This window comes from Microbacterium sp. NPDC056044 (assembly GCF_042267145.1).
In the GTDB taxonomy this organism is placed as follows: Bacteria; Actinomycetota; Actinomycetes; order Actinomycetales; family Microbacteriaceae; genus Microbacterium.
This window is the reverse complement of record NZ_JBHJWZ010000001.1, coordinates 179565-201030: the sequence shown is the minus strand read 5'-3', so window position 1 is coordinate 201030 and position 21466 is coordinate 179565. Positions and strand designations below refer to the sequence as shown.

Annotated in this window: 15 protein-coding genes; 9 read left to right on the top strand and 6 right to left on the bottom strand. The window is 72.0% G+C overall.

Features of this window, described 5'->3' with window-relative positions; genetic code table 11:
- Nucleotides 1-13 precede the first annotated feature (13 nt).
- Both ACFC1I_RS00875 and ACFC1I_RS00870 read right to left on the bottom strand, forming a co-directional pair.
- Nucleotides 14-1576: a multicopper oxidase family protein gene (locus tag ACFC1I_RS00875; RefSeq protein WP_376005879.1), complete on the bottom strand. Its 1563-nt coding sequence runs from the start codon at nucleotides 1574-1576 to the stop codon at nucleotides 14-16.
- The gene (locus tag ACFC1I_RS00870; RefSeq protein WP_376005877.1) at nucleotides 1563-2036 is read right to left on the bottom strand and encodes a hypothetical protein; all 474 of its coding nucleotides are present in this window, start codon (nucleotides 2034-2036) and stop codon (nucleotides 1563-1565) included. The genes ACFC1I_RS00875 and ACFC1I_RS00870 overlap by 14 nt, the downstream gene beginning before the upstream one ends.
- Nucleotides 2037-2271: 235 nt before the next feature.
- Here ACFC1I_RS00870 and ACFC1I_RS00865 point away from each other — a divergent pair, with 235 nt between their 5' ends.
- Genes ACFC1I_RS00865 through ACFC1I_RS00825 form a run of 9 tightly spaced genes read left to right on the top strand, consistent with a single transcriptional unit; the run spans nucleotide 2272 to nucleotide 14713 of the window.
- Complete coding sequence (locus tag ACFC1I_RS00865) at nucleotides 2272-2760, top strand: adenosine-specific kinase (RefSeq protein ID WP_376005875.1); 489 nt, start codon at nucleotides 2272-2274, stop codon at nucleotides 2758-2760.
- Between the two features lies 1 nt (nucleotide 2761).
- Nucleotides 2762-4090, top strand: a complete 1329-nt coding sequence (locus ACFC1I_RS00860) for a flavin monoamine oxidase family protein (protein WP_376005874.1) — start codon at nucleotides 2762-2764, stop codon at nucleotides 4088-4090.
- 57 nt (nucleotides 4091-4147) lie between these two features.
- Nucleotides 4148-6787: a PEP/pyruvate-binding domain-containing protein gene (locus ACFC1I_RS00855; protein WP_376005873.1), complete on the top strand. Its 2640-nt coding sequence runs from the start codon at nucleotides 4148-4150 to the stop codon at nucleotides 6785-6787.
- A gap of 60 nt (nucleotides 6788-6847) precedes the next feature.
- Nucleotides 6848-8320 carry a pyridoxal phosphate-dependent decarboxylase family protein gene (locus ACFC1I_RS00850; protein WP_376005871.1) on the top strand — a complete coding sequence of 491 codons (1473 nt, stop codon included), beginning with the start codon at nucleotides 6848-6850 and terminating at the stop codon, nucleotides 8318-8320.
- Nucleotides 8317-9642, top strand: a complete 1326-nt coding sequence (locus tag ACFC1I_RS00845; RefSeq protein WP_376005869.1) for a lysine N(6)-hydroxylase/L-ornithine N(5)-oxygenase family protein — start codon at nucleotides 8317-8319, stop codon at nucleotides 9640-9642. The genes ACFC1I_RS00850 and ACFC1I_RS00845 overlap by 4 nt, the downstream gene beginning before the upstream one ends.
- A complete protein-coding gene (locus ACFC1I_RS00840) occupies nucleotides 9639-10226 on the top strand; it encodes a GNAT family N-acetyltransferase (protein WP_376005868.1) in 588 nt (195 codons plus the stop codon). Before ACFC1I_RS00845 ends, ACFC1I_RS00840 begins: the two co-directional genes overlap by 4 nt.
- On the top strand, nucleotides 10223-12001 hold the full coding sequence (locus ACFC1I_RS00835; RefSeq protein ID WP_376005867.1) for an IucA/IucC family protein: 1779 nt from the start codon (nucleotides 10223-10225) through the stop codon (nucleotides 11999-12001). Before ACFC1I_RS00840 ends, ACFC1I_RS00835 begins: the two co-directional genes overlap by 4 nt.
- A gap of 4 nt (nucleotides 12002-12005) precedes the next feature.
- Complete coding sequence (locus ACFC1I_RS00830) at nucleotides 12006-14114, top strand: penicillin acylase family protein (RefSeq protein ID WP_376005865.1); 2109 nt, start codon at nucleotides 12006-12008, stop codon at nucleotides 14112-14114.
- Nucleotides 14111-14713 (top strand): GNAT family N-acetyltransferase, encoded by a 603-nt coding sequence (locus tag ACFC1I_RS00825; RefSeq protein ID WP_376005864.1) that lies wholly within the window; start codon nucleotides 14111-14113, stop codon nucleotides 14711-14713. The genes ACFC1I_RS00830 and ACFC1I_RS00825 overlap by 4 nt, the downstream gene beginning before the upstream one ends.
- Here the strand turns inward: ACFC1I_RS00825 and ACFC1I_RS00820 are convergent.
- Genes ACFC1I_RS00820 through ACFC1I_RS00805 form a run of 4 tightly spaced genes read right to left on the bottom strand, consistent with a single transcriptional unit; the run spans nucleotide 14676 to nucleotide 21460 of the window.
- On the bottom strand, nucleotides 14676-15908 hold the full coding sequence (locus ACFC1I_RS00820; protein ID WP_376005862.1) for a Wadjet anti-phage system protein JetD domain-containing protein: 1233 nt from the start codon (nucleotides 15906-15908) through the stop codon (nucleotides 14676-14678). The genes ACFC1I_RS00825 and ACFC1I_RS00820 overlap by 38 nt on opposite strands.
- A 2-nt stretch (nucleotides 15909-15910) precedes the next feature.
- Nucleotides 15911-19264, bottom strand: a complete 3354-nt coding sequence (locus tag ACFC1I_RS00815; protein WP_376005860.1) for an ATP-binding protein — start codon at nucleotides 19262-19264, stop codon at nucleotides 15911-15913.
- Nucleotides 19261-19995, bottom strand: a complete 735-nt coding sequence (locus tag ACFC1I_RS00810; protein ID WP_376005858.1) for a DUF4194 domain-containing protein — start codon at nucleotides 19993-19995, stop codon at nucleotides 19261-19263. Before ACFC1I_RS00810 ends, ACFC1I_RS00815 begins: the two co-directional genes overlap by 4 nt.
- Entirely contained in the window at nucleotides 19988-21460 is a 1473-nt protein-coding gene (locus ACFC1I_RS00805) for a DUF3375 domain-containing protein (RefSeq protein ID WP_376005856.1), read from the bottom strand. The genes ACFC1I_RS00810 and ACFC1I_RS00805 overlap by 8 nt, the downstream gene beginning before the upstream one ends.
- Nucleotides 21461-21466: the final 6 nt, after the last annotated feature.

The window sequence follows — 21466 nt, the reverse complement described above, 5'->3', positions numbered from 1 at the left end:
CCGGCGGCCCGCCTCATTCCGGGTCGTTGCCGGTGTCGCGGCCGAGCCGGAACGGCGTCGTCACTCCCGCGTAGGCGAGGTGGGTCATGAGCCCCTCGGACGCGTGCGCGAGGTTGTGGCAGTGGTCCATCCAGATGCCCGGGTTGTCGGCCACGAACGCCACCTCGAACGACTCGCCGTGCTGCACGTCGAGCGAGTCCACCCACCACGGGCTTCCTGTCGACGCCACGCCGTCGCGGGAGAGCACCAGCAGGTGATGACCGTGCAGGTGCATCGGGTGCACCTCGCCGCTGCCGTTCGAGACGCGCATCACCACGACGTCGCCGGCTTCGACCATGTACATCGGCACGCTCGGGACGATCCCGCCGTTGATGGTCCACCAATAGCCGGGCAATCCGTCGAGGAAGCCGGGAAGCCGGCCGATGTCGTAGTCGAAGACGCGGTCGGGGTGCTCGGCGTCGAAGCCCGCGGGCACCGGCGACCCGTACGACAGCAGATCCACCGCTTCGCGCGGCGCCGATGCGGTGGGCGCGTCAGCGCCGTCGGGCCCGATCACCAGCGACCCGCCCGGGACCTGAACGCGCACCGCGCCCCTCGCGGGAACCCGCACCTCGAGATCGGCGCGCCCCCCGGCGGTGACGCCCACTTTGAGATCCTCGACCGGCGTCGGCGCGTGCAGCTCCGTGCCGTCGACGGCGAGCACGCGGAAGTCCGACCCCGTGACCCACGCGACCGTGGGCGAGTTGTCGGTGTTGATCAGGCGCACGCGCACGACGTCGCCCGTGGCCGCCGTCTGGCGCACCTCTCCGGCCTCACCGTTGAGCGTGCGCTGACCACCGGGATACGTGTGCATCAGCGCGACCGCGTCGGCCGCAGCATCCATCTCCCCTTCCGGCTCGAGCACGAGGGCGCCGAACAGACCGCCGATGACCTGGGAGTGCGACAGCTGATGCGAGTGGTACCAGAACGTGCCGACCTGCTCGGCGACGAAGCGGTACGTGTAGGTCTCGCCGGGCAGCACGGCGTCCTGCGTGACGCCGGCGACACCATCCATCGCCCCCGGCACGTCGACGCCGTGCCAGTGCGCCGTGATCCCCTCGGGGACGTCCTCGTTGCGCAGCTCGACCTCGATCAGCTGGCCCACGGTCGCGCGGATCGTCGGCCCCGGCGTCTGCCCGTTGAGCGTGAACCCGTCGAACGGCTGACCGCCGGCCGGGGTGATCCGCTCGGCGCGCGCGACGAGCTCGACCCGCACGTCGGCGGGCCGGTCGGGGTCGGCGGTGAGAGTCGTGACGTCGACGTCGGGAGGCTCGGTCGCGTCGGGCAGCTCTTCGGCGAGGGAATCCTCGCCCGCCGCGTGCGCGGTGTGCGCGGCGGCGTCCGCATGATGGCCCACCTCGGTTCCCCCGCCGAAGTCGGGTCTTCCCATCGACATCACCGAGTACGAACCGGGGAGGATGCTCGTCCACCACGCCCACCCGACGACGAGGAGGGCGAGCACGCCCACGACCGCGCCGAGCCGACGGGCGAGACGCGCCCATCGGCTCGAGGCGGTCGTCTTGTCAGGCCGTGGCACCGGTCGTGCTGGGCACCGAGGCGACGCCGGCCGGCTCGACGGTCCGGCGCTTGGCGTTCAGCCCCGCGAGCAGCGCCGCAGTGAAGAGCAGCAGCGCGTTCATGCCGTGCAGGAATCCGAGGAACGCGACGCCGTGCCCGAGGAGCCCGAGCGTGACCTGCAGGAGGACGAGCCCGAACACGACGACCGCGTACACGACGCCGTGCGGCACCTTGGCGAAGAACGAGATGATCAGGAGGATCAGAGCCAGGGCCGGGATGACGAACATGCCGTTCATGCCGTGGATGATGAAGCCGGTGACCTCCGGGAACGGCGGCGGGCCCTCGACAGCGGTGCCGTCGACGACGCCTCCCTCCGCGAGGTAGACGCCGAGGCCGGCGGAGGCCCACGCGTGAGATGCCGCCTGCAGCGCGACGAGGCCGCAGATGACATAGGCGATGATCCGGTACGTGATGCGCATAGCTGCTCCCTTGTTGACGGGTGTCCATCGACAAAGGAGCGTCCCTTCCGCCCCTTGATACGTCCCGGGTACCGCTGCCCCCAGAGCTGTCGCGGATCGTCCCCCTCCTGTATGGCACACCATCGCGGGCGCGGCTAGGCCCCGAGTATCGAACGAGGACCGCGCATCGACCGCAGCCACCTCCCTATGCAGGGCAGCGCGCGTCTAGGCTGGGCGCTGACGGAGGAGGTCTCCCATGGCCGTCGACATCGAGGTCGTTCCGCTCGACAAGCCAGACGATGTGAATGTCATCGTCGGCCAGTCGCACTTCATCAAGACCGTCGAGGATCTGCACGAGGCGCTCGCCGGGGTCGGCGGCACGCTGCGGTTCGGGGTCGCGTTCTGCGAGGCATCCGGTGTCCGTCTCGTGCGTCGCACGGGCAACGACGACGCCCTCGTCGCACTCGCGGTCGATGCGGCGCTGGCGATCGGCGCGGGTCACGCGTTCGTGATCATGCTGCGCGACGGGTTCCCGGTGAACGTGCTCAACCAGGTGAAAGCCGTGCCGGAGGTCTGCACGATCTACTGCGCGACCGCCAACCCCGTACAGATGCTCGTCGCGGTGACCGACGCGGGCCGCGGTGTCGCGGGCGTCGTCGACGGGCAGCCGCCGCTGGGCGTCGAGACCGAGCAGGATGTCGCCGACCGCAAGGAACTGTTGCGCGCGATCGGGTACAAACTCTGACATGGATCATTTCGACACGATCGTCGTGGGTGCGGGGGTCGCGGGCCTGACCGCGGCCCGACTTCTGACCAAGGCCGGCCGCCGCGTGGTGGTGCTCGAGGCGCGCGACCGCGTCGGCGGGCGCGTCTCGACCGACCGCCACTTCCCGGGGACGGTGACCGACATGGGCGCCTCGTGGATCCATGGCATCACCGGCTCCCCCGTCGCGGCGGCAGCCGAGGCGTTCGGCATGCGCACGGTCGAGTTCACCGTCGGCGGCTACCAGCCCGACAGCCGCCCCATCGCGTACTACGGACCCGACGGGACGCGGTTGACGGATGCTGCGACCCGGGTCTTCATCGACGACATCCACGCCGTCGACAGGACGCTGCTCGACGTCGTCGCGGCCTCCGCTCGCGACGCCTCGTACCGCGACGTGACCGACGACGCGCTCGCCGCACAGGGGTGGGACGCGGAGCGCACGCAGCGCGTGCGCGAGTACCTCGAGCACCGGTCCGAGGAGCAGTACGGCGCATGGATCGAGGACCTCGCCGCCCACGGCCTCGACGACGACTCCATCGACGGCGACGAGGTCGTCTTCCCCGACGGGTACGATCGCCTGCCGCGACGGCTCGCCGAGGGGCTCGACATCCGCCTCATCCATGTCGTGACCGCCGTGCAGTGGTCGTCCGAAGGCGTGCTGATCACGACCGATCACGGCCTGTTCTCCGCCGACACCGCGATCGTCACGGTGCCGGTCGGCGTGCTGCAGTCCGACGACTTCGCCATCGAGCCGCCGCTGCCCGAGCCCGTCGCCGGGGCGCTCAGCCGGCTCACGATGAACGCGTTCGAGAAGGTGTTCCTGCGGTTCCCGGCGAAGTTCTGGGACGACGACGTCTACGCCATACGCCAGCAGGGACCCGAGAGCCGCTGGTGGCACTCGTGGTACGACCTCACGCCGCTCGACGGCACGCCGACGCTGCTGACGTTCGCCGCCGGACCCGCCGCCGTCGAGACGTGGGACTGGACCGAAGACGAGATCGTCGAGTCGATCCTCGTGCAGCTGCGGCGCCTGTACGGCGACCGCGTCGAGAAGCCCACCTACGTGCACGTCACGGACTGGCAGGACGACCCGTGGTCGCACGGCTCGTACGCGTACATGACGGTCGGCTCGACGACGGCCGACCACGACGACCTCGCGACGCCGATCGGCGGCGTGCTGCACCTCGCGGGCGAGGCGACGTGGACCGACGACCCCGCGACCGTGCCCGCCGCCATGTTGTCGGGCCACCGCGCGGCGTCGCGGGTACTCGGACGCGACGTCCCCATCGAGGGAGCCTGGAGCGAGTGACCCGCCGATCTTGTGGCGCGGTGCGCGGAGTGCGATTCTGCACCTGAGTCCACATCCGTGGACCGCATCGGCCGGGAGGACGACGAGATGGCCGCGTCCAGCTCACTGCCTGAGGGCGGCGTCGTGGTCGATCTCGCGCAGTTGTCGGCCGACGACCTCGCGAGAGTCGGCGGCAAGGCGGCGAACCTCGGCGAGCTGATCCGGGCGGGCTTCGACGTGCCGCCCGGCTTCTGCGTCACCACCGACGCGTACCGGCAGGCGGTGCGTGGATCGGCGGTGGAGTCGGGGACGCTGACGGATGCCGCGGCCGCCCGTGCGGCGGTGCTCGCGACGCCGTTCCCCGAAGAGGTGGCCGACGCGGTGCGGGCGGCGTACGCGCAGCTGGAGCCGGGCGGTGGACCGGTGGCCGTGCGGTCGTCGGCGACCGCGGAGGACCTGCCCGGCGCGAGCTTCGCGGGGCAGCAGGACACGTACCTGAATGTGACAGGCATCGACGGCGTGCTCGACGCCGTGCACCGGTGCTGGGCGTCGCTGTGGACCGACCGCGCCGTCGCGTATCGAGCCGCGCAGGGCGTCGACGGCACGGGCGTCGCGGTCGCGGTCGTCGTGCAGCGGATGGTGGACGCGTCGTCTGCCGGCGTGCTGTTCACCGCCGACCCGGTGACCGGCCGGCGGCGGCAGGCGGTGCTCGACTCGGCGCACGGCCTCGGCGAGGCCGTGGTCTCCGGCTCGGTCGACCCGGACCACTTCGTCGTCGACACGGCGACCGGGCGGATCCTGGAGCGGCGGGCGGGTGGCGGGCCGGACGACGGCCCGGCGAGCCTCACTGATGCCCAGGTGCGGGCGCTGGTGGGGCTCGGCGACCGGGTCGAGCGTTCGTTCGGGAGCCCGCAGGACATCGAGTGGGCGCTCGACGCCGACGGGCACCTGTGGCTCACGCAGTCCCGGCCCATCACCACGCTGTTCCCCGTGCCCGTGCGCGACAAGCGCCTGCCGGCCGCCGAGACCCGCGTCTACTTCTGCGTCAGCCTCGCGCAGGGACTGCACCGCCCCCTCACCCCGATGGGGATCGCCGCATTCCGCGTGATCGGTTCGGGTTTCCTCGACCTCATCGGACGCCGTCCCGCCCGCATCGTCGACGGCCCGGGCGCGTTCGCGATCGGCGGCGACCGGATCTTCCTCGACGCGACGCCCGTCGTGCGATCAGCCGTCGGCCGCGAGATCTTCCCGCGCGCGCTCGACGTGATGGAGGCGCGGTCGGCGGTGGTGCTGCGCGGGCTGTTCGGCGATCCGCGCTTCTCGGTGCTGCCCCGCTCGCGCCGGCGCTTCGCGCGCGGCTTCGTGCATCTGGCCGCCCGCATCCGTCTCCCGCTCCTCGTCGGGCAGGCGCTCTTCAGTCCCGCCGCCGCCCAGCGGCGGGTGGGGAGGCTCGCCCGGGACGTGCGCGCGAGAGAGATCCCTGCCGACGGCGACATCGCGACGCGTGTCGACGGGGTGGTCGAACTGCTGTTCGGCGCGATGCCGCTGGCGCCCCGCAGCCTTCCCGGCGCGGTCGTCGGATTCGGGATGCTGGGACTCGCGGGCCGCCTGCTGCGCGGCTCGAGCGCCCCCGGCGACCTGCAGACGGTGCTGCGCAGCGCGCCCGACAACGTCACGACCCAGATGGACCTCGAACTGTGGGACGTCGCCGTGCGCGCGCGGCGCGACCCTGCATCGGCCGAGGCGCTGCGGACCCGCGCGGCCGACGATCTCGCCGCCGCCTACCTCGCCGGTGCTCTGCCCGCCGTGCTGCAGCGCGCGATGGCGAACTTCCTCGCCCGCTACGGGCACCGCGCCGTCGCCGAGATCGACCTCGGCATGCCGCGCTGGGCCGAAGATCCCGCGCACCTGTTCGGTGTGCTGGCGGGCTACCTGCGCCTGGATCGGGATGCCGCGACCCCCGCGCAGCACTTCGCCGCCCGCGCGCGGGATGCCGAGGCGATGGTGCGCACGCTCGTCCTGCGCGCACGGGTGCGCGGCCGGATGCGCGCCGCCGTCGTCGGGTTCTGCCTGCGTCGCGCGCGGGCGCTCGTCGGCATGCGCGAGATGCCGAAGTACCTCGTGATCATCGCGATGCGGCGCGCGCGGGCGGAGCTGGTCGCCATCGGCACCGAACTCGCGGACGCCGGCCGGATCGCGGAGCCGGGCGACGTGTTCTTCCTCGACTTCGACGAGACGAAGCGGGCAGCCGCGGGCACCGACCTGCGCGCGACGGTCGCCGAGCGGCGGGAGCGCTACGACGCCGAGCTCGGGCGCCGCCATGTGCCGCGGATGCTGCTGTCGGATGGGACCGAACCGGAGGCCGTCAGCACCGGGGACGCAGCGGATCAGCCCGGTGCATTGCGAGGCACCCCGGCGTCGGCCGGAACCGTCACCGCGCCCGCGCGCGTGATCCTCGACCCGGTCGGCGCACAGCTCGAGCCCGGCGAGATCCTGGTCGCGCCGTCGACCGATCCGGGGTGGACGCCGCTGTTCCTCACTGCTGGCGGACTGGTCATGGAGATGGGCGGCGCCAACAGCCACGGCGCCGTCGTCGCGCGCGAATACGGCATTCCCGCGGTCGTCGGAGTGCCCCGCGCGACCGAGGCGATCACGACCGGAACCGAGGTGACCGTCGACGGGGCATCGGGCGTGGTGACTGTTACGACCGCACGTTGACACACTCCTCGAGATGGGCTTAGTTAGGCAAGGCAAACCTAACCGAAGGAGCCCTCCCCCGTGCTCGATCTCCTCACACGTTCCACCGCGGACACCTACCGTACCCTCATCGCCCAGGCCTCGTCCCAGGTCGCCGATCGCTTCGAGAACACGACCCAGCCGTTCTCGGGCGCCGCCCGCACCGAGCTGCAGCAGCTCGTCGACGGCGTGCGCCTGGACGGCGACGGCGTCGGCTCGGAGCGCGCCATCCGCGAGATCGACGCCCTGTTCCTCGAGCACGCGGTGTGGTTCCACCACCCCGCCTACGCCGCCCACCTCAACTGCCCGGTCGCCCTCCCCGCGGTGGCCGCCGAGACCGTGCTCGCCGCTGTCAACACGTCGGTCGACACGTACGACCAGTCCGCGGTCGGCACGCTCATCGAGCGGCGGCTCATCGCGTGGGCCGGGGACCTCGTCGGCTTCACCCACGGCAGCGGCGTCTTCACGTCCGGCGGCACGCAGTCGAACCTGCACGCCCTGCTCCTGGCCCGCGAGGCAGCGCTGGCCACGACTCCCCTGTCGCGCCCGCGCGCCCTTGCGCGGCTCGTGGTCTTCGCGACGGCATCGAGCCACTTCAGCGTCGGCAAGTCGGCGCTCCTGCTGGGCCTCGCCGACGACGCGGTCGTGGAGGTCGCCGACGACGGCGAAGGACGGATGGATGCTGCGGCCCTGGCGCTCGCGATCGCCGAGGCCGTAGCATCCGGTCGCCTTCCGATGGCTGTCGTGGCGACCGCCGGCACGACCGACCGCGGCGTGATCGACCCGGTCGCGGCGATCGCGGACGTCTGCGACGCGCAGGGCGTCTGGCTGCACGTCGATGCGGCATACGGCTGCGGACTGCTCGTGTCGCCGCGCCGCCGGCACCTGCTCGCGGGCGTCGAGCGCGCGCGGTCGGTGACCGTCGACTTCCACAAGAGCTTCTTCCAGCCGGTCTCGTCGAGCGCGATCCTCGTGCGCGAGCCCCGCGACCTCGCGGCGGGCGCGTGGCACGCGGACTACCTCAACCCGCTCGAGAACGACGAGCCGAACCAGGTCGACGTGTCGCTGCAGACCACGCGCCGCTTCGACGCGCTGAAGCTCTGGGTGACACTGCGCGCGCTGGGCGCCGACCGCGTCGGCGAGATGTTCGACACGGTCATCGATCTCGCTGTGGCGGTAGGCGATGAGATCGACGCAGACCCCGAGCTCGAGCTCGTCGGGCGGACGCAGCTCAGCACCGTCCTGTTCCGGGTGCTCCCCGCCGGCGTCGACGACGCGGCGCGCGACGCTCTCGTGGCGGGCGTGAGACGCGTGCTCTTCGAGTCGGGCCGCGCGCTCGTCGCGAAGACCGTGATCGACGGGCGCCCGTGCCTCAAGCTGACGCTGCTCAATCCCGAGACCACGCTCGACGACATCCGCCAGATCCTCGCGATGGTGAAGGATGCCGCCACCACCCTCGCCGGCATCGCGCCCGCGTTGGATGAGGCGCTCGCGGGTGCGGAGGCGTCCGCATGAGCGCGCGCGTGCACGACCTCGTCGGCGTCGGGATCGGTCCGTTCAACCTCGGGCTGGCGTGCCTGACCGCGCCGACCGGGCTCGACGCGGTGTTCCTCGACCGCGAAGACGGCTTCCGCTGGCACCACGGCATGATGATCGACGGTGCCACGATCCAGGTGCCGTTCCTCGCCGACCTCGTCACGATGGCCGACCCCACGTCGCCGTTCTCGTTCGTGAACTGGCTGAAGCAGACCGGACGGCTGTACCCCTTCTACATCCGCGAGAGCTTCTACGCCCTACGCACCGAGTACGACGCGTACTGCCGGTGGGCGGCCGCTCAGCTGCCGAACCTGCGCTGGAACCACGAGGTGATCGCGGTCGAGCACGAGCCCGCCGACGACACCTATGTCGTGCGCGCGATGCGCACCGACACCGGCGAGGTGAGCGAGCTGCGCGCCCGCCACGTCGTGCTCGGCGTCGGCACGCAGCCGGTGATCCCCGCCGCTCTGCGCGGCCTCGACGGGCCCTTGATCCACAGCTCCGAGTATCTGGACCGGCGCGACGCCCTGCGCGCGTCGGGATCGATCACCGTGGTCGGCAGCGGGCAGTCGGCCGCCGAGATCTACCGCGACCTGCTCGAGGGCGCGCGGGACGGCGGTTACCGGCTCGACTGGATCACGCGGTCGCCCCGGTTCTTCCCGATGGAGTACACCAAGCTCACGCTCGAGATGACGTCGCCGGAGTACACCGACCACTTCCACGCACTGCCGATCGGCATCCGTCAGCACCTCGGCCGCGAGCAGCGAAGCCTCTACAAGGGCATCTCGGCCGACCTCATCGACGACATCTACGACACCCTCTACCGGCTGAGCGCCGACGGCCCGGTGCCGACGACGCTCCTGACCGACACCGAGGTGACGTCCGCCGAGTGGGACGGCTCGAGCTACCGGCTGCGGCTGCGTCACTCGCAGGTCGACCGCGAGTACCAGCGGGAGACCGCGTCGCTCGTGCTCGCCACCGGGTACGCGGCGCAGACGCCGCCGTTCCTGGCGCCGATCGCCGACCGCCTCGACCACGACGTGCTCGGCCGCCTCGCCGTCGCGCGCGACTACAGCGTCGACGGCGGCCACGGCCGCGTGTTCGTGCAGAACGGCGAAGAGCACACGCACGGCCTCACCGCGCCCGATCTCGGCTTCGGCGCGTGGCGCAACTCGTCGATCCTCGCCTCGATCGCGGGCCGCGAGGTGTATCCGATCGAGCGCCGCATCGCGTTCCAGGACTTCGGGGTGCCGGCCGGGGTGCCGGTCGATGTTCCCGCGACGGTCGGGGCGGCCCGGTGACGTTCGCGACCTCGATCGTCGCGGCCGACGCGGAGCGCGACGCGATCCTGCTGCAGCGGTGGCTCGCCGATCCGCACGCCGCGTTCTGGGGCATGGCCGGACTCGACGTCCCCGCCGTGCGCGACTACCTCGCGGGCGTCGTCGCCGACCCGCGCCAGGATGCCTGGCTCGGGCTCGTCGACGGGGTTCCGGCCTTCTTCGCCGAGACGTACGACCCGGCGCAGGTGCTGCTCCGAGGCATCCATGATCCCCTTCCCGGCGACCTCGGCATGCACGTGCTCATCGCACCGCCCGCGGGCGCACCCCGGCACGGCCTGACCGACGCCGTGTTCGCGGCCGTCTTGACGTGGTGCTTCGACGAGCTCGGCGCCGCACGCGTCGTGGTCGAACCCGACACGCGCAACGAGCGCATCCGCCGCAAGAACGTCCGCGCCGGCTTCGTCGAGCTGCGCGACGTCTCGATCGACGACGGCGACCACACCAAGACCGCGATGCTCTCCGTCTGCACGCGCGACGACTTCGCCCGCTCCGAACTCGCCGCCGTCGCGGCGCCCGCATTCGCACGAACAGGGATCCCCGCATGACCGCCGCCGCCGCCCACCTCACGCCCGCGCACCTCGCCGCCGCCCAGCGCCACCTCGTCGCCAAGGCGATCGCCGAGTTCAGTCACGAACGGCTGCTGTCGCCTGAGCCCACCGCCGGTGGGGGCTGGCGCGTCGTCGTGCCGGACGCCGACGTGCAGTACCGGTTCGAGGCGGCCCGCACGGCGCTCGAGCACTGGGTCGTCGACGAGGCGAGCCTGCGTCGGCTTGTTGAGGGCGAGCCCGCCGATCTCGACGCGCAGGCGTTCATCCTCGAGCTGCAGCCGGTGCTCGGCCTGTCGGACCAGCTGCTGCCGATCTACCTCGAAGAGATCGCGTCCACGCTGGCGAGCGCGGCGTTCAAGCTCGCCCAGGGCGGCCCTTCGGCCGACGAGCTGCTCAGCGCCGACTTCCAGGCCATCGAGTCCGCGATGACCGAGGGGCACCCCGGGTTCGTCGCGAACAACGGACGCATCGGCTTCGGCGTCTCGGCGCACGCCGCCTACGCGCCCGAGGCGGATCGCCCGTTCCGCCTGCTGTGGCTCGCGGCGCGGCGGTCGCAGTCCCATCTGGCGCTCGGCGCCGGCCTGGACGAGGCATCCCTCGTCTCCGGTGAACTGTCGGCCGTCGAACGGGCACGCTTCGCCGCGCGCCTGATCGAGCTCGGCGAGGATCCGGCGGACTACCACCTGCTGCCGGTGCACCCGTGGCAGTGGGAGAACCGGATCGCGATCACGTTCGCGCCCGACATCGCGCGGCGCGATCTCGTGCTCATCGGCGAGAGCGACGACGAGTACCGCGCGCAGCAGTCGGTGCGCACGATGTTCAACGCCACGCACCCCGAGCGCCACTACGTGAAGACGGCGCTCGCGGTGCAGAACATGGGATTCCTGCGCGGCCTGTCGCCGGCGTACATGCGGGTGACCCCCGGCATCAACGACTGGGTCGCCGAGCTCGTGGCCGGCGACGCGACGCTGCGGGAGTCAGGGTTCCGCGTGCTGCGCGAGCGTGCGTCGATCGGGTACACCGGCGACGCGTACCACCGCACGCCCGCGCCGTCCGCTCACCGCAAGATGCTCGCCGCGCTCTGGCGCGAGAGCCCGGTGCCGCTCATCGCGCCCGGCGAGCGGCTGGCGACCCTGGCGTCGCTGCTGCATCGCGATGCGGAGGGGCGGTCGTACGCGACCGCGCTCGTGCGGGCATCGGGGCTGCCTGCCGAGGCGTGGGTGAGGGCTCTCCTCGGCGTGTACCTGCGCCCGCTCGTGCACTGCCTGCTCGCGCACGACCTCGCGTTCATGCCGCACGGCGAGAACCTCATCCTGATCCTGAACGGGCACGTGCCCACTGGCGTGTTCATGAAGGACATCGGCGAAGAGGTCGCGCTCCTCGCCGAGCGCGCCGTGCCGGACGACGTCCGCCGCATCATCTCGCCCGTCGACGATGAGGAGAAGGCGCTCGCGATCTTCACCGACGTGTTCGACGGCGTGCTGCGCCACCTCGCCGGCATCCTGCACACCGACGGCACGCTGCCCGAGAGCGAGTTCTGGCGCATCGCCGCCGAGATCATCGACGAGCACGGGTCGCAGCATCCGTCTCTCGGATCCCGCGTGGATCTGCGGGCCGACGCGTTCGCGCACTCGTGCCTCAACCGCCTGCAGCTGCGCAACACGCTGCAGATGGTCGACCTCGCGAATCAGTCGGCGTCGCTGCTGTACGCGGGCACGCTGGCGAATCCCGTCGCGCGCTCGCGCGCCGTGCCGCAGCCTGTGGGAGTCTGACGGCATGGCGGAGGTCTATCGCGACGACCTCGGCATCCCCCACCTCCGCGCGGCGGACGTCGGGGAACTCGCCGAGGCACAGGGAGAGGTGACCGCGCGCGACCGCGGCTGGCAGATCGAGGTCGACCGGCTGCGCGCATCCGGCCGGCTCGCCGAGCTGATCGGCGAGGCCGGCGTGGCGTGGGACGTCTTCGCGCGGCGCGCACGGCTCGACGACACCGCGCGCCGGTCGCTTGCGGGGACGGATGCTGCGACCCGCGCGTTCGTGAGCCGCTATGCGGCGGGGGTGCGGCGTGGCATGGCCGCGGTCGGTGCGGGTGCGCCCGAGTTCCGGGAGCTCGACGTGGTGTTCGGGGATGCGCGCCCGCTCGAGCCGTGGGAGGACCACGATCCGCTCGGCGTGCTGCACGTCGCGCACGCGCTGTTCTCGACGCTCCCGCTGATGCTGTGGCGCGCACACGTCGCCGCGACGCTCGGCGACGCGTGGGTCGACGTGTTCGCGGGGTACGGCGACGGCGGCGACGAGACGCTGCCGACGTCGGGCAGCAACGCATGGGCGCTGCACGGCTCGCGGACGGCCAGCGGGCTGCCGCTGCTCGCGGGCGACCCTCACCGCATCTTCGAGCTGCCCGGCGTGTACCAGCAGGTGCGGCTCGCGTGCGACGAGTTCGATGTGGTCGGGCTCGCGTTCCCGGGGGTGCCCGGCGTGCCGCACTTCGGGCACACCGGCGACGCGGCGTGGGGCATCACGAACGCGATGGCGCACAGCGTCGACGTGTTCCGCGAGCGCCTGCGACGAGTGAGCGCCGGCTACGAGGCGCTCGGACCGGACGGCTGGCGCGGCGTCGACGTCGAGCGCTCGGTGATCCAGGTGCGCGGCGGCGAGCCGGTCGATGTCGAGGCGCTTGAGACGGAGCGGGGAACGGTGGTCACCGACCTGCGTGCCGACGGCGACGAGCTCGTCGGCTGGAGCGTGCGGATGCCGGCGCGGGCGAGCGCCGACCTCGGGGCGGGTGCACTGCTGGGCCTGCTGCGGGCGCGGTCGGCCGCGGACGTCGTCGGTGCCTTCGAGGGCTGGGTGGACCCGGTGAACCGCGTGCTCGCGGCGGACCGCTCCGGTGCAGTGCTCTCGGCGACGGTGGGGGTGACCCCGGACCGGCCGCGGGGCGAGCGGCGGCTACCGGTGCTCGCCGAGTCGGCGGGGGCGGTCGCGGTGGCGGATCGAGCGGGCGGGCGCCCACTCGACGTGACCGATGTGGCGGTGGACGCAAACGAGCGGCCGGCGCGTGCGGAGATCGACCTGGGGTGGGCGTACTCGTCGCCGCACCGGGCGGACCGCATCGGTGTGCTCCTCGAGGAGCTGCGACCCGGATCGGTGGACGAGTTCGGCCCCGTGTGGGGCGACACCGCGAGCGGCTCGGCCGCGCTGCTGCTCGGGTTCGTGCCGCGCGGGCCGCTGCCGCCACGCGCCGCGTCGGTGCGGGATGCGCTCGCGGACTGGGACGGGCGGATGGACGCAGCATCCACCGCCGCCGGCATGTTCGCGGCATGGCGAGCCGCCCTCGTACGACGTGTCGCCGCCCACCTCGCGCTGGCGGCGCTGCACGCGCCCCACGGGTACGGCGCGGTGTTCGACCCGTGGCTCGGGGTGACCGGACAGGTGGCCGCGGCACTGGCCCGGCTGCTGGCGCACCCTGCGTTGCGGGACGACGTCGGGGCGCTGGTCGAGGCCGCGCTCGACGACGCCGCGGACGCGGCGGAATGGGGCGCGACGCATCGGCTTCTTCCCGTTCACGTGCTCGCCGACGTGCGCGGGGCGGTCGATCCGGGCGCGGCCCTGGACGTACCGCTGTCGGGAGACGGCGACGCCGTGCGCTGCACGGGCTCGACCCCCGGGGTCACCGACCGCTCGTGGCGGGGGTCGGTCGCACGATGGGCGTGGGACCTCGCCGACCGCGAGAACAGCCGGTGGAGCGTGCCGTTCGGCGCTGCCGGGGACCCCGCCTCACCGCACTTCGCCGATCAGCTGGCGGCGTGGGCCGAGGTGCGGCCCGCACGGGTCGTCACCGACTGGGCCCGCCTCCGCCCCGACGCCCCGACAGGAGCCGCATGACCGCCCTCACCACCGACCGCCTCGTGAGCGGGCCCGCCGGAGCCGTCGTCCACACGGCCGACGACCCCCTGCTCGGCCGCATCGAGGTCGCCGTGCTCGACCCCGTCGGCGACCTGGAGGTCGTGCACCGGTGGGTCACGGCGCCGGCCGCGCGGTTCTGGGGCCTCGGGGATCTCAGCGCCGGGGAGCTCGGCGAGGTGTACGCCTATGTCGACGGGCTGTCGACCCATCACGCGTTCGTGATCCGGCGTGACGGGCTGCCCATCGTTCTGCTGCAGACCTACGAGCCCGAGAACGACCCGCTCGGAGAGGTGTACGACGCGCAGGCCGGGGATGTCGGCATCCACTTCCTCCTCGGCGACCGCGGGGCGCCGGTGCGCGGCTTCACGACCCGCGTCGCGCACGTGATCACGGCGTTCCTGTTCTCGCAGCCGGCCGTCGACCGCATCGTGATCGAGCCCGACGTCGGCAACGACCGCGCCGTGGCGCGCGCCCGCCTTTTCGGCTTCACGCTCGGCCCGCAGGTCGAGCTGCCCGGCAAGTCCGGGCAGCTCGCATTCCTCACGCGCGAGGCGTGGGAGACGGCGGAGCGCTCGTGAGGACCTGAGTCAGGGCGATCGCCGCGTCGGGCATCGGGATGCGCTCCTGCTCGATGCGGCGGAACGCGACGTCGCCGGCGGTCGCGACGTGCGCGTAGCACGCGGACTCCTCGGCGGTGAGTTCGTGTAGCCGGCGACGGCTGGGGCCCAGCCGCGTGCCGTGCTTGTCGTGGTTCACGCCGAGATCGGCGTACGCGCTGCGGGCCTGCTCGGTCATCAGCATCGAGTCGAGCGCCTTACCGCGCTGCCGCAGTTCCGCACGGAACCGATCGAGAATAGCGAACCCGTCGCAGTCGATGTCGCCCCAGTAGACGACGCGCTCCGCGTTGGCGATCCAGTCGATCGCGGCCAACGACGACGCGGCGCTTCCCTCACCCTCCACGACGACCGTGCCGGGCATCTCGGGGAACGTCAGCCGGCAGTCGCGGTTCTCGACGACGAGGACGACGCGAGGCGTGTAGGCGAGCTGGTGGGTGTCACCCGTCGTCCACGCATCGTGTCGACGCCCACCGGTTGCGAGATACGTCGGATCGACGTACGTGAGATGCACGATCGACGGGCGAGGCTCCACCTCGTCGAGCACCGCTCGACCCGCGATCCTCCGGACCAGGGCTTCGTGGTCCGCGATCCACTTCGTATGGACGTGCGGCACGGGCAGTTGCGTCACGGTCCATTGCCCGAGATCGTCATGATCCCGGAGCCACGTAATCGCGGACAGCAGGGCGTCGAAGTCAGGCTCGGGGAGCCCGCCGACGGCTCGCAGCTCCCCGGCGGTCGCACGGGCCCCTGCCTGCGTGAGCCTCTCCCCCACCGCTCTCAGTTCGGCCACCCCGACGGCGGGCTGTGGCGCACCGAACCGGTCGAGGAGACGCAACGCCGCATCCAGATCGTCGACCTGCAGCTCGAGCGGAGCCTCGTGCGGGACACCCCGCACAGTGACCGCCGCCGACACGCACCGCACGCCGACGAGATCCGCTATCGCCGCGTGATTCCACTGCGCTCGCCACGCATGCCAGGACTCGAACCCGAGACGAGCGACGTCTGCCGACGTGCTGACGCCGGGGCGCAGTCTGCAGACGAGCGGCTGGTGGGGCTCACCTGCCAGTTCCGCCACGACACGCTCCGCCTGGCTCCGCTTCACGCTCCGCGCGATCTCGTCGACCGCCTCCTCGGGGCTGACCAGCCGGGGAGCCATCGTCACCCCTCCCGCAGACCGACCTTGGGCTTCGCCCACGAGCGGCCTCGGGTGTCCTTGAGGATGTCGTACTCGACGTCGACGTGGGGCTCGATGGCGCTGTACTTGTCGTTCGGGGCGCCGATCACGAGCTGGAAGCCGAGGCCGCGCCAGGCGCCGATCGCGCGCTTGGTGAAGTGGGCGTCGGCTTTGATGAGCGCCTCGTCCATGAACACCGGGGCGTACCGCGGGCGCTCGGCCCCGGCGTCGCCGAGCTGGTAGCGCAGGGCCGCGCCGACGATGAACGCGATCAGCTCCTGCGACTCGCCGCCGGACTTCTCGCCGATGTGGTCGTACAGCGCGACGTGCTGCTTCGTCGCTGCGTCGACACGCTCGGCGCTCACCCGCACGTGGTTGCGCACGTCGATGAGATCGCCGAAGTCGGGGGCCGAACGGCGCATGTGGCCGATCAGCTTCGACATGCGGCGGTAGACGGCCTCGCGTTCGTCGTCCGTCGATGCGGCCTCGATGAGTGCGCGTACGTCGCGCAGCTCGCGGCGGAAGCGCCGGCGGGTCTCGGACTGGTTCTCGCGCGTCGTGATCTGCAGGCGGTGGTCGTCGTCGTAGAACGGCAGATCCTGCATGATCTCGTTGATCGGCTCGATGCGCTCGCGGATCTCACGGATCGACCGGCTCAGCGTGGAGTCGAGGTTCGTGAGGTCGTTGCCCGACAGCTTCAGCAGGCTGTCGCGCCAATCCGCTTCGAGCTCGTGCAGACCACTCACCTGGAGCGCCTCCAGGATGCCCTCGAAGTCGTCGAGCGACGCGTCCGGGTCGGGCAGCAGGTTCGGGTTCGGCCAACGCTCGAGGAATCCGGTCATGATGCGGCGCACGCCGTCGCGCTGCTCGACATGCGCGCTCACGGCCGATGAGCGCTCCTCCTCCAGGCGCTGTGCGGCCGACGCGAGCGCCGCGTCGAACCGCGTGAGCACGACCGACGGGCTCGCCGCCGCCGCGGCCTCGCGCAGCGTGAACCGCGCGTCAAGGAATCCGCGCTGGTCGTCGTCGAGCGTGCGATCGTCGTCGTCGGCCGCGTCGATGATCGACTGCGTGGCATCCACGTCGTCGGTGACCTCGCCCCAGCGCGCCTCGATGCGCTCGCGCTCGGCTTCGGCGCGCCCGATCTCCTCGCGCAGGCTGGTCGCCTTGCCCTTGGCCGCGGTGATCTGCCCCTGCAGTCGGGCGATCTCGGGGTTGGACGCCGTCACGTCGTCCTGCACGGCGGTCCAGCGATCCCGCTCCGCGGTGACCGTGTCGACGTCGAGCTGCTCCCACGTCAGGTCGCCGACCTTCGCGTACACGGAGAGCCGCGCGTCGACGGCATCCAGCGCCTCTTCCGCGGTCTTCGCGGCCGTCGTCGCACGCTCCACGCGCGCCCGCGCCACCTCGAGGCGTCCGGCCAGCACGTGGAGGCGGCGCTCGTTCGAGAAGCCCAGCACGTTGTCGCGGCCGTGGCCGCCGTGTGCGCCGCGGTTGCCGTCCGACATCTGCCCGGTGATCGTCAGCGCCCGCTTGTGCTTCGACAGGTCGCGCGGTGCGTCGACGCACACGAAGCCGAAGTTGTCGTCGAGCCGGCCCTGCAGCCACCCGGTGAACGGCGACGCCTGGTAGTCGAGGCGTCCGGGCAGTGTGTCGACGTCGCGGCCCCCGTTGGCGTCGAGCCCCGTGTGCACACCCTCGTACCGCAGGCGCACCGGTGTGCGCACGGCATCGATCGCGGCACGGAATGCGCCCAGGTGCGCCACGTCGATGAGCAGCGTCGTCGCGAAGCCGCCGAGCGCGAGGTTGAACGACTCGCGCCACGGTTCGAACTCGGTGCGCACCTCGACGAGCTCGCCGACGAAGGGCAGCTCCTCGGGATCGAGTCCGGCCGCTTCGGCGAGCAGCTCGCGCGACGCGTGGAGCGCCGGCGGGATGTTGTCGCGGCGGCCCGCGGCGCGGCGGATCTCGGTCTCGAGCTCGGTCACGTCGGACTCGGCGGCCTTGAGCTCGAGGGCCGCGTCCGAGAACGCGTTGCGGGCGGTGCGCTTGGCGTCGGCATCTGCGAGGCCCGCGCGCGCCCGAGCGACGAGGCCGTCGAAGTCCGCCCGCGTCGACACCTCGACTTCGAGCGCGCGGAGGTCCTCCTCGAAACGGATGCGGTTGACCTGCACCGTCGACAGGCGCCGCTCGACCTCGCGGAGCTCACGCTGCGCGGTCTCGAGCCGGTCGCCGCCCGACTGCCGCAGCACGTCGGCCAGGCCGTCGCGCTCGATCTCGGCCGCGTCCGCCAGTGCGCGCTTCTCGCGCAGGGCCACATCGGCGGCGTGCTTGCCGTCGCGCAGCTCGCCCTCGACGGCGCGCAGGAGTTCCAGCCGCCGGTCCGCGCGCCACAGCGTGGCCAGCGAGCGAGCGTCCGAGAAGTCCCCGATCTCGTCGATCAGCCGCACGCGCTCGGCGGCGGCGGCGATCTTCTCGCGCAGGTCGCGCAGCGGCTCGAGCGTACTCACCTGCTGGCGGGCCGTGAGCATGCGCGTGCGCGTGCCCTCGAGCTCGTCGAAATGCGCCACCACCGCATCGGCGGTCGCCATCGTCTCGGGCTCCTCGAGCACGAGCCGCTTGTACAGATCGTCGACCGTCGTGATCTGCTGCCCCGCCTGGATGCGGGCGAGGAGGCTCATCGCCTTCGACCCGGCACCCGCCGCGCCGATGCCGAGCACGGCGTGCAGACGCGCCGAGAACTCCCGGTCGGTGCCGTACGGGTCGAGTCCCACCGACCGCAGCGACGTGTCGGTGAAGCGCTGGGCGACGGCCCGCTCCAGCGAGCTCAGGTCGAAGTCCGCGTCGGCGGTCGCGCGCACGCGCACGGTGTCTTCGAGCACACGTGCCCCGGCGGGGATGTACCACGCCCGCAGGGCCGTGAACCTCGACCCGTCGTGGTCGAGCCACGTCATCGCGACCGCGGTCCAGGTGTCGACGCCGTCGCCGCGCAGCACGCGCATCTTGGTGCCGTCCTCGGTGCGGGACTCGTCGAGCTTGCCGCGGCCGTACGACAGGATGTTGCGCTGCTCGTCACCGCGCGGGCGCCCCGTCACGCCGCCGTTCGAGGCGCCGTTGAACGGCGTCGTGTGCGGCATCATGAGCGCGATGTACGCGTCCATGAGCGTCGACTTGCCCGACCCCGATCCGCCGCACAGCAGCGTCGCCGTGGGCGAGAAGCGCACGCGGTGCGCACCGTCGTAGCCGCCCCAGTTGACGAGCTGCAGGTCTTCGGCCAGCCACTGCTGACCCCGCGATGCCGCCGGGATCAGCCCGAACAGCGTGTCGATCATCGTCACAGGACAGACTCCTCCAGCACCGGCTCCTCGATCTCCGCGTCGACGTCGACATCCGTGTCGACCTCGGCTTCGGCATCCGGATCCGTATCCGCGTCTTCGAGGTCGGGCAGCGACTCCTGCCGCCGCAGCCAGTCGCGCAGCTCGCGCAGCTTCTCGGCGCTCAGCACGATCTCGACCAGCGGACTGATGCGGAAGCGCCCGGCCGACTCCTCGTCGACGATGCCGTCGCGGTCGAGCCGATCCATCGCCCTGCGGATCGCACGCTGCCGGCGCGCGGTGTCGCCGTCGGACTCCGCGAAGTAGCTCAGCACGGTCTGCTCGACATCCTCGATGTCGACGCGCGCCGACGACTCGCCGGCCGCCGTCTCGCGCTGATACACGGTGCGCAGGTGGACGAGCACGAGCGTCTCGGCGCGGTTGTACGGCGAATCGCGCAGCAGGATCGGCACCTCGAACTCGTCCGAGCGCACCTGCTGCTTGTACGCGACGCCGCGGTCGTGGTCGACCACCAGGCGCACGAACAGGTCGTTCAGCCTCGCCTCGATCAGCTGCTGGTTGTCGAGCAGCACCTTCCACGTGTCACGGTGCTTGTCGGCCTGGACGAACCGGCGCTGCAGCACATGGACCAGCACGCGACGCACCTCGGCATCGAGCACGCCGCGGTCGCCGGGGAAGAGCTCGTCGGGGTCATCCTCCATCGACACCGTGTCGATGAACGGTACTTCAGTCATCATCGCTCCCTCTCGAGGTGCGGGCGGTCACGGCTCCGAACGCGAAGCGCCGGGTCGTGCCGTCGGGACGCAGGGCTTCGACGACCGACACGGTGTCGCCCTCGCTCATGCCGTTGCGGTGGGCGATCTCGAGGAGGCCCAGCAGGTCCACCGGCCGGCGCGTCTCGTCGTCCGTCCCCTCGAAGGCCGTTCCGAGGTCGAACTCGTCGCCCAGCCCCGCGACGTACGCCTCGAGCTCGACATACCTGGGCCCGCCCCAGGCGCGGGTGTCGGCATCCATGAATTCCGCGTCATCGACGCTCCCGGCCAGCGCCGCCGGCATGCCCGGAGGCCGGATGTCGCTGACGGACTGCCGGAGGTGCCCGGCGCCCGCCATCGGCAGGCTGCGCACCGGCTCCACGGCGGCATCGGACGACGAGCTGCTGGTCCACGCCTGCAGTCCCGACATGACGTCGCGCAGCAGGTCGTCGACCTGGCGGTCGCGCACCGGGTCGTGCGTCCGCACCTGTCCGGTGATCACGTGCGAGGCGCGGCGCTGGGCCGTGAGCACTTCGAGCACGCCCAGCTCCACACGGCGGCCGATGGCGTCGAGCTCGGCGCGCTGGTCGGCATCCATGAGGCGTGTGAAGGGCTGGGCCAGCACGGTGTGCAGCTGTTCGGTGAGGTCGTCGATGCGCTCCGGGTCGCCGAGCAGGCGCAGCGCCCCGGCGAACGCGCGACCCTCCGGCGTCGACTGCATGACGTGCTGGCCGCGCTCGAGGTACTCGCGCAGCACTTCGCCGGTCGGGCGGACGTCACGACGGAGATCTGCGACCACGTCGCGCTGCATCGCCTTGATCGACTCGGCGACGCGCGCGAAGTCCGCCGGCAGCTCTCTGGCCAGGTGCAGCACGTTCTCGGCCTCTTCGAGCAGCTGCTCGTCGTCGACGGGCGCGGTGCCATCGACCTGGATCCGCAGGATCTCGGCATCCAGCGCGTCGCGCTCGGCGGTGAGGCGTGCGATGCGCGCCTGCGGGTCGGTCTCGGAGTCGGCGGCCAGGCGCTCGACCGCCTCGAGCAGCGTGCGCACGCGCGAGTTCGACACGCGCGTGCGCCCGCCCCCCGTGCGTCCGGTGATCTCGAGCGCGCTCACCGCGTGCGCGGTGAGGCGGTACACCTCGACGTCGCCGTCGATCTGCGGCACCAGCCACCCCACCCGCACCCAGTGCCGGCAGATCTCGCGGGCGGTGCCCGACGGCAGCGCCCGGTCGTCCTCGTCGTAGCCCGCCGCCCGCAGCTCGTCGAGGATCTCGGCGATCTCGGCGTGCGCGTCGGCGACGGCGACCGCGGGGCGGTCCACTGTGAAGACGACGGACAGGGCGGCGACCACGAAGGGCGCATACCGTCGATGCAGAAGATCGAGGGTGGGGGTTCGGAAGGCCGCCAGCGAGCGCAGATATGCCGCTTCGGCACGAGTGTTCCCCATCCCCTC

Coding starts and splice junctions, on each gene's coding strand:
- ACFC1I_RS00835 (WP_376005867.1), top strand. CDS start 10,223: ATGACCGCCGCCGCCGCCCACCTCACGCCCGCGCACCTCGCCGCCGCC.
- ACFC1I_RS00860 (WP_376005874.1), top strand. CDS start 2,762: ATGGATCATTTCGACACGATCGTCGTGGGTGCGGGGGTCGCGGGCCTG.
- ACFC1I_RS00820 (WP_376005862.1), bottom strand. CDS start 15,908: ATGGCTCCCCGGCTGGTCAGCCCCGAGGAGGCGGTCGACGAGATCGCG.
- ACFC1I_RS00845 (WP_376005869.1), top strand. CDS start 8,317: ATGAGCGCGCGCGTGCACGACCTCGTCGGCGTCGGGATCGGTCCGTTC.
- ACFC1I_RS00825 (WP_376005864.1), top strand. CDS start 14,111: ATGACCGCCCTCACCACCGACCGCCTCGTGAGCGGGCCCGCCGGAGCC.
- ACFC1I_RS00805 (WP_376005856.1), bottom strand. CDS start 21,460: ATGGGGAACACTCGTGCCGAAGCGGCATATCTGCGCTCGCTGGCGGCC.
- ACFC1I_RS00830 (WP_376005865.1), top strand. CDS start 12,006: ATGGCGGAGGTCTATCGCGACGACCTCGGCATCCCCCACCTCCGCGCG.
- ACFC1I_RS00870 (WP_376005877.1), bottom strand. CDS start 2,036: ATGCGCATCACGTACCGGATCATCGCCTATGTCATCTGCGGCCTCGTC.
- ACFC1I_RS00865 (WP_376005875.1), top strand. CDS start 2,272: ATGGCCGTCGACATCGAGGTCGTTCCGCTCGACAAGCCAGACGATGTG.
- ACFC1I_RS00810 (WP_376005858.1), bottom strand. CDS start 19,995: ATGACTGAAGTACCGTTCATCGACACGGTGTCGATGGAGGATGACCCC.